This window comes from Streptomyces sp. NPDC059874, assembly GCF_042731135.1.
GTDB lineage: Bacteria > Actinomycetota > Actinomycetes > Streptomycetales > Streptomycetaceae > Streptomyces.
Window position 1 is genome coordinate 1 of the sequence record NZ_JBHWJY010000135.1, and the last position, 8130, is coordinate 8130.

The 8130-nt window shown below is 70.8% G+C and carries 7 protein-coding genes; 1 reads left to right on the top strand and 6 read right to left on the bottom strand.

Annotated elements, in window-relative coordinates; genetic code table 11:
- Positions 1-144: 144 nt before the first annotated feature.
- Complete coding sequence (locus ACFV9H_RS39770) at positions 145-702, top strand: GNAT family N-acetyltransferase (protein ID WP_385408592.1); 558 nt, start codon at positions 145-147, stop codon at positions 700-702.
- Positions 703-730: 28 nt separating this feature from the next.
- Here ACFV9H_RS39770 and ACFV9H_RS39775 read toward each other — a convergent pair whose 3' ends face one another.
- From ACFV9H_RS39775 to ACFV9H_RS39800, 6 genes are all read right to left on the bottom strand, one after another.
- A complete protein-coding gene (locus tag ACFV9H_RS39775) occupies positions 731-2212 on the bottom strand; it encodes a type VI secretion protein (protein ID WP_385408594.1) in 1482 nt (493 codons plus the stop codon).
- A gap of 2 nt (positions 2213-2214) precedes the next feature.
- Complete coding sequence (locus tag ACFV9H_RS39780; protein WP_385408596.1) at positions 2215-3633, bottom strand: ATP-binding protein; 1419 nt, start codon at positions 3631-3633, stop codon at positions 2215-2217.
- 19 nt (positions 3634-3652) lie between these two features.
- Complete coding sequence (locus ACFV9H_RS39785; protein ID WP_385408597.1) at positions 3653-5215, bottom strand: SCO6880 family protein; 1563 nt, start codon at positions 5213-5215, stop codon at positions 3653-3655.
- The gene (locus tag ACFV9H_RS39790; protein WP_385408599.1) at positions 5212-6513 is read right to left on the bottom strand and encodes a hypothetical protein; all 1302 of its coding nucleotides are present in this window, start codon (positions 6511-6513) and stop codon (positions 5212-5214) included. Before ACFV9H_RS39790 ends, ACFV9H_RS39785 begins: the two co-directional genes overlap by 4 nt.
- Positions 6503-7336 (bottom strand): hypothetical protein, encoded by an 834-nt coding sequence (locus ACFV9H_RS39795; protein ID WP_385408601.1) that lies wholly within the window; start codon positions 7334-7336, stop codon positions 6503-6505. The genes ACFV9H_RS39790 and ACFV9H_RS39795 overlap by 11 nt, the downstream gene beginning before the upstream one ends.
- A gap of 116 nt (positions 7337-7452) precedes the next feature.
- Positions 7453-7761 (bottom strand): hypothetical protein, encoded by a 309-nt coding sequence (locus tag ACFV9H_RS39800; RefSeq protein ID WP_008742356.1) that lies wholly within the window; start codon positions 7759-7761, stop codon positions 7453-7455.
- Between the last annotated feature and the right edge of the window lie 369 nt (positions 7762-8130).

An 8130-nucleotide genomic window follows, 5' to 3' on the forward strand; every position in this document is an offset into this window, starting at 1 on the left:
CTGCAGGGGGGACCCTGTGGGAGAGTAGGACGCCGCCGAACAATCATTGTGGGAAAGCCCCGCACCTTATGGTGCGGGGCTTTTCTGCGTTCAGGACCAGTTCGGCTGAGTGGGGTTCGCGGGCGGTCGCTATGATCACCAGCCATGAACCAGCATGTGATTCGTCCTGTCCGAGCCGATGAGTGGGAGAAGGTCAAGGAGCTCCGCATAGCCGCCCTGCGGGACCCCGATGCGGCCGTTGCCTTCCTGGAGACCGAGGAGGCTGCCGCTGGGCGGCCCGATGCGTTCTGGCAGGCGCGTACCGAAGGGGCCTCGCACGGGCGGATGGCCCGGCAGTTCATCGCCGAGGCACCGGACGGGTCGTGGAGCGGCAGCGTCGTGGTGTTGGTCGAGGAGGCGGGGACCACCGGCATCTTCGACGAGGACATCGAGGTGCACCAGGGGCACCTTGTTGGGGTGTTCGTGCGGCCCGAGCAGCGGGGCAGTGGGCTGACGGAGGCGCTGTTCGAGGCCGCGGTGGAGTGGGTCTGGTCGTTGGAGGAGCCGGCGCTGGAACGCGTACGGCTCTTCGTGCACGAGAAGAACGGGCGGGCCGCGGCCTTCTACCGGCGGTTCGGGTTCGTGACGTCGGGGCTCGACGTGCCCGTGCCGACGGAAGAGGGTGCTCGGGAGATCGAGTACGTGTTCCCCCGGCCCGCCTGACCCCGGGCACCGACCCTTCCGACACGGGCTACGGCAAGAGGGCGTCCGGCCAGCGGGAGCGGGCCTGTTCGCGGCTGCGGCACAGGGCGACGAGGGGGAGGGTCGGGTCCGTCAGGAGGTCCGGGAGCTGGGGGATGGGGGCGACGGCCGCCACGTCCTCCAGGACCAGGGAGAGTGGTGGGTCGAGCCGACCGTGGGATGACCGTGCGGCCATGCGGCGGCCGTGCTCGACCACGTGAGCGGCGAGTGCGGTGTGCAAAGGCATCGCACCCGGGTGGGTGCGGGGGTCTTCCAGGGATTCGCCCACCACGTAGAGGGTGCCCCCCTCGGTCACGAACGAAGCCAGCGTGAGGGAATCCGTTCGGTTCGGGTTGCAGGCCTCGCGGATGTGGATCGAGGTCAGGCAGGAGAGGGCACGGGCCGTCAGGTGCTGGGCCTGCTCGCGGCGTTCCGGGTGGGCGGTGAGGGCGCTCTCCAGTTCGCCGGCCGCGCCGGGGGCGGCCTGGGGGTGGGTGCGCAGGATGCGTACGGCGTCCTGGGCGTTGTTGCCCTGGGCCCAGCGGTGGAGTTGCTTGAACGGGCGATCGTCGAGGGCGGCTGCCTGGAGCCAGCTGCGCAGGAGCGTTTCCGCCGTGTGGGCGAGTGCGGCGTCCATGCGGGCCTGTGGGCGTACGGGGGCCAGGAGGGCGATCGCGCGGGCGGCTGCGGTGTCGCGGTCGGTGCAGCCCTCGGCCGGGTTCCAGTGCATGCGGGCCGGGGTGTCGCACAGGTGGGAGGGGTCGTAGAGGAGGACCGGGCCGAGTTTGGCGCGGGCGTCCTTGGTCTCCGACCAGAGGGCGGGGGAGGACGTGACGATCAGGGCCGCGCCCTCGGCCGTCGCGATGGCTTGGGCGGCGGGGTGGTGGCGTTCGGCGGGGGTGGCGTACGCCAGGCGGTGGGGCGGGGTGGTGGTCCTGGTCGTGGCCGGGGGCGTGGTCGTCGGGGCGTAGCCGAAGCCGTAGCGGTAGGCCTCGTCCACGGGGGGAGGCGGGGGCTCGCTCGCGGCCGGGCGGGGGGCCGCGGGATGGGGTTCGTACGGCTGGTGCTGGGTGGGGAGTGTGGGCCCGGGTTCGTGCGGCTGGGGCGCCGGGGCGGGCTGTTTGGCCAGGGTGCGGCGGGCCTTGGTGCGGGCGACGATGCCCATCGTGAAGATCGTCAGGACCAGCAGGATCAGGAGCTGGCTGATGAACAGGCCCCAGAACAGGCCCCAGCCCGAGAGCGCGGCCGGGTCGGTGTCCGGCCAGGCGGCCGGGATGTCGTGAGGCTCTGTTATCAGGGCGCGGACGGCTTCCGGGGTGCGCGTGAAGGTGACCGTGTCCGGCCAGGCGCCCTTGGCGAAGAGGGCCGCGAGGCCGGTGGCCGACCAGACCAGGACGGCGAGGCCGAGGAGGAAGGCCAGGAGGCCGACCAGGACTCCGTCGGGGATACCGCCGGCTCGGGCCGTGGGCTCCGTACGTCTGGCGTTGGGCATGGTCAGGCCACCGTGGTTGCCGAGCCGGTGCCGTTGTTGCGGTGGCGTTCCATGGACAGGGCCCTTTCCTCGGCTTCGAGTTCGGCGGCCAGCAGGTCGGCGTGCAGGGGTGCGGGGGCCGAGGACTCCGTCATCGCGCGGTCGGTGTAGACGAGGGGGCGTTCGGCCTCGGTGATCAGGTGCTTGACCACCTGGACGTTGCCGTTGACGTCCCAGACGGCGATGCCGGGGGTGAGGGTGGGGATGATTTCCACCGCCCAGCGGGGAAGGCCCAGGACGCGGCCCGTCGCGCGGGCCTCGTCCGCTTTTTGGGCGTAGATCGTGCGGGTCGAGGCCATCTTGAGGATGGCCGCGGCTTCGCGGGCGGCCGCGCCGTCGACCACGTCCGAGAGGTGGTGGACGACGGCGACGAAGGACAGGCCGAGGCGGCGGCCGAACTTGAGGAGCCGCTGGAACAGCTGGGCGACGAAGGGGCTGTTGATGATGTGCCACGCCTCTTCGACGAGGAAGATGCGCTTCTTGCGGTCGGGACGGATCCAGGTGTGTTCGAGCCAGACGCCGACGATCGCCATCAGGATGGGCATGGCGATGGAGTTGCGGTCGATGTGGGACAGGTCGAAGACGATGAGGGGCGCGTCGAGGTCGATGCCGACGGTGGTGGGGCCGTCGAACATGCCGCGGAGGTCGCCGTCGACGAGGCGGTCGAGGACGAGCGCGACGTCGAGGCCCCAGGCGCGGACATCGTCTATGTCGACGTTCATCGCGAGGGCCGATTCGGCTTCGGGGTGGCGCAGCTGCTCCACGATGTCGGTGAGGACGGGCTGGCGGTCGCGGATCGTGTCGACGACGTAGGCGTGCGCGACCTTGAGCGCGAAGCCGGCGCGCTCGTCCAGGCCGTGGCCCATCGCCACCTCGATGATGGTCCGGAGCAGGGCGAGCTGTCCGGTCGTGGTGATGGCCGGGTCCAGGGGGTTGAGGCGGATGCCGTCGTCGTTGGCGGCGATCGGATCCAGGCGGATGGGGGTTATTCCCAGCTGCTGGGCGATGAGGTTCCACTCGCCGACGCCGTCCTCGCCCTGGGCGTCGAGGACGACGACCTGGCGGTCGCGGAAGCGGAGCTGGCGTAGGACGTAGGTCTTTTCGAGGGCCGACTTGCCGTTGCCGGATTCGCCGAGGACGAGCCAGTGGGGGGCGGGGAGCTGCTGGCCGTAGAGCTGGAAGGGGTCGTAGATGTAGCCCTTGCCGCTGTAGACCTCGCGGCCGATGATGACGCCGGAGTCGCCGAGTCCGGGGGCGGCGGTGGGCAGGTAGACGGCCTGCGCCTGCCCGGTGGAGGTGCGGACGGGCAGGCGCGTGGTTTCGACTTTGCCGAAGAGGAAGCTGGTGAAGGCGTCCGTCAGGGCGGACATGGGATCTCGCATGGGCGGCACTTCCCTCCAGCTAGCGTCGGATGCCGGTGGCGAACGGCAAGGTGTTGACGAAGGCACGGTGGTGCTCGCGGTCGCACCATTCGAGTTTGAGATAGGACTTGCCGGCGGAGGCGCGGATGGTGCGCTTGTCGCGGGCGAGGGCTTCGGGTGATCGCGACGACACCGTGATGTACCCGACCAGGTTGACTCCCGCAGCGCCGCTGGCGAGATCTTCACCCCTCTGGTCGAGTCGGCCGTGGGCGGCGATGTCGCGGGGGTCGACGGTTCGGTTCATCTTGGCGGCGCGGCTGGCGTCGGCCTCGTCGTTCGTCTTCTCCGTCAGCATGCGCTCGATGGCGATCTCGGTGGGCTCCAGATCCATGGTGACGGCGACGGTGCGGATCACGTCGGGGGTGTGGACGAGGAGCGGCGCGAGGAAGTTGACGCCGACGGGGGTCATCGGCCACTCCTTCACCCAGGCGGTGGCGTGGCACCAGGGGGCGCGGGTGGAGGACTCGCGGGTCTTGGCCTGGAGGTAGGTGGGTTCGACCGCGTCGAGTTCGGCGGGCCAGGCGTTGCGCTTGGTCATGGCCTGGATGTGGTCGATGGGGTGGTCCGGGTCGTACATGGAGTGCACGAGGGAGGAGAGGCGGCCCTGGCCCAGCGGCTGGCGGACGCGGATGTCGGCCTCGGCGAGGCGGGCGCAGATGTCGGTGAGCTCGCGGGCCATGACGATGGCGAGGCCGGCGTCGCGGTCGAGCTTGCGGCCCTTGTGGGGGGTGCCGGCGCGGGCGATGGTGTGGGCCTCGGCGGCGAGTTCGCGCGTGTAGTGCATGCAGGCGACGAGGTACGCGCGGTGCTGCTCGGAGGAGGTGGACACCATCGACTGGAGCTGGTCGTACGAGTCGCGCAGCCAGCCGGGGGCGTTGGTGTCGCCGCGCTGGGCGACGTCCTTGGCGTGGGCGTCGGGGTCCGCGGGGAGGGTGCGGGCGAGCATCTGGAGGCGGGTGACGAAGCCGTCGCCGTTGGCCACGTGCTTGAGGAGGGTGCCGAAGCGGTCGACGAGGGCCTCCTGGTCCTCGCTGTCGCGCAGGCCGACGCCGGGGCCCTCGATCTCGATGGCGGCGGTGACGGTGCGGCGGTCCGCGTGGAGGAGTACGGCGATCTCGTCGGGGCCGAAGGGGGCGGCGAGCCAGCTGATGCGGCCGATGCCGGGGGGCGGGCCGACCTCGACCTCGCGGCCGTCGGCGGCGCGGGTGCCGGCTTCCATGGCCTTCGAGCGGTACGTCGTTCCGCGGCGGAGGGTGCGCTTGTAGCTGCGGTTGATCTCGAACCACTTGTAGAAGGTGCGGCCGCGGTAGGGGACGTACACGGCGGCGAGCGCGAGCATGGGGAAGCCGGCGAGGCTGACGATGCGCAGGGTGAGGTCGGGGACGAGCAGTCCGCTCATCATGCCGAGGAACGCCCCCGCGATGATCAGGGCGATCTCGCCGGTCTCGCGGTTCTTGCCGACGATCGCGTTCGGCCGGGCCCGGCCGATGAGATACGTGCGGCGGGGCGCGACCGGGTGCAGCTGGTGGGACTGGGTCGTCAACGCCCGTCACCTCCTGTGTTCCTCGTACTCGAACCTGTGCGGGGCGGGGGTGCGGCGGAGGGGACAGTTCCGCCGCCGGCCCCGCCGCCGGAGGTGGGGCGGCTGCTGTGGGCGGCCACGCCTCCGGAGATGGGGTTGGCGGGGCGGGCGGCGTTGCCCGCTCCGCCGTCGCCGCCGCGGTGGGCGCCGCGGCTGCTGTGGGTCTTGATGCCCTGGGAGACGAGGGAGGCCGGGGAGCTGATGACGGCGGCCGCCTGGGCGCCGTCGGTGGCCTTGCTGCGGCCCGCGCGGGCGGAGGCGATCTCGTCGCCGAAGCCGGGGACGAAGCGGTAGATCATCGCGGAGGCGAAGATCGCCAGGAGGATGATGGCGAGGCCGGTGACGACGGCGGAGAAGGCGTTGGGGCCCTTTTCGCCGGTCAGGGCGCCGGCGAGGCCGAGCACGATGACGATGACCGGCTTCACGAGGATGACGGCGATCATGATGCCGGCCCAGCGGCGGACGTGGCCCCAGAGGTTGCGGTCGACGAGGCCGGAGTAGACGACCACGCCGAGGAGGGCGCCCACGTAGAGGAGGGCGGCCCGGATGAAGAGCTCGAGGAAGAGGATGCCGGCGGCGAGGACGGTGACGAGGGAGACGACGATCAGCATGATCGGGCCGCCGCCGATGTCGTCGCCCTTCTTCAGGGCTTCGGAGAAGGAGCCGAAGAAGACGTCGGTCTGGCCGCCGGTGGCGGAGGCGATGACCTCGGTGACGCCGTCGGTGGCGGAGACGACGGTGTAGAGGATGAGGGGGGTGAAGGCGGAGGCGAGGACCGTGAGCCAGAGGAAGCCGATGGCTTCGGAGAGGGCGGTGCTGAGGGGGACGCCGCGGACGGCTCGTTTGGCGACGGCGAAGAGCCAGAGGACGAGGGTGAGGATGGTGGAGGCGGCGAAGACCACCGAGTACTGCTTGAGGAAGGCGGGGTTGGTGAAGTCGACGTTGGCGCTGCCCTTTACCGCTTCGCTGAGTTTGCCGACGATCCAGGAGGCGGCGTCGGCGCAGCCCTTGGCGAGGGAGGCCAGGGGGTTGAGGGCGTCGGTGGGGTCGCTTGGGGCAAGGCCGGGGCGGGGAGCGGCTCCGGAGCCCTTCTCGCAGTAGTCCTTGGCCGAGCCGACGAGGAGCTCACAGTCCTTGTTGCCCGAGGGGGTCGGCGTCGGTGTGGGGGCGGCGTAGGCGCGGGTTGCGAGGGATGCGACGGCCAGGTGGGCGGAGGCGATCACGCCGAGCCGGGCGGGGAGCCGGCGGCTAGCGGGCATAGGTGAATCCTCCGAATTCCTTGATGGCCTTGCTCATGTCGTCGGACGTCGACACGGGGACATCGCCGGGAACCGGGGCGGGCCCGTCCTGTTGGGTGTCGTCGACGACCTTCCAGTCCTCGCCGATCCAGCTCAGTTCGAAGGTCCAGGTCTTCCAGAGGGTGCGGACCGGGTCGGTGGACTTGGCGCCGGACATGCCGATCAGGCCGGTGTACCAGACCGCGATCTTGGCGCCGGTCGGGGTGTAGCTCTCGACGCGCGTGCCGATCGGGACGGCTCGGGTGACGAAGGTGCTGCCCTGCGGGGGGTTTCCGTTCGCGTCGAGCCCGAGCTTGGCGAGGAACGCGGCGGAGTAGGCCTCGTCCTGAGGGCCCTTCAGACGGGCCGCAGTGTCGGGAGCGTAGATGCCGTCGACGAGGGCGTGCCGGGTGTTCTTCTTGAACATGCCGTCGGAGCCGAGGGCCACCGCGTAGTTGGCGGCTGCGGATTGGGCGCCCTGTTCGTCGTGCGCGAAGCCGTGGGGGATGCCGGCGGCTTTGCCGGTGACGGGGTTGGTGCCGGTGGCCGCCGTGGAGGAGGCGGCCGGGGCGTTGTCCGCGGGCTTGTCCTCGGTGCCGTCCGGGGCCTGGTTCGCGAACGCGATCGCGGCGATCAGCAGGACCACCACGCCGACCACCGTGATCAGGCTGCGGGAGGCGCGGGGGGTGCGGCGGGTCGGGCCGTACGGGTCGGCGGGGGAGTCCGGCAGGCGGGTACGGGTCTGGCCCGTGCCGCCGACTTCGCCGTAGCCGCTGCCGCCGCCGTAGTGGTCGTCGTTGCTCATTCCGTGTCGGCCCCCTCCGCGTCGTACGACGGTAGCGCTGGTTCCCGCGTGGCGCGGTGTGGTGATTCCTCATCAGGTGCCGTCGCTGCCGTGGCCCCGCTGGGTGGGTGGTGCGGCTAGACGGCCATGCCGTAGACGATCGTGAAGAGTGTCCCGAGCGAGCCGATGATGAAGACTCCGGTCAGGCCGGCCACGATCAGGCCCTTGCCCTGTTCCGCGCTGAACGTGTCGCGCAGCGCGGTCGCGCCGATGCGCTGCTTGGCCGCGCCCCAGATGGCGATGCCGAGGCAGAGGAGGATCGCCACGGCCATGACCACTTCGATCATGACCTTCGCTTCGTTGCCGAGACTGCCGAACGGCCCCCAGTTCGGGGCGATTCCGCCGATGATGGTGGTGATGTCGCCCTTTTCGGCTGCCAGGATCATGTAACTCACCGCCCCTGTATGGGTAGTTCCGGTAGCCCGTGCCCGACGGCAGGGGTCACTCACTATCTTCGCTGATGAAACCGCCGTCGTCGTCGACTTGACGGCTCTCTTTACCCGATATCCCGGCCTGTGGCCCGACCGTGGGCTCTGACCTGGGCACGGGTGGCGGGTAGGCGAATGTGCGTATGGTCACTCTGTGTATCACGGGGGGTGACGTGGGGCAATGATCGCCGTCTCGCCGTGCGGGGGGTGGGTTGAGGGGCCGCCGTTCGGCGCAGTGCGGGTGAGTGTCGTTGGGGCGGGCCGGGGGGGGGGCCCCCCACCGGGCCGGGGGGTGGGATGTTGCGTGGGGGGGGGGGGGGGCGCGGG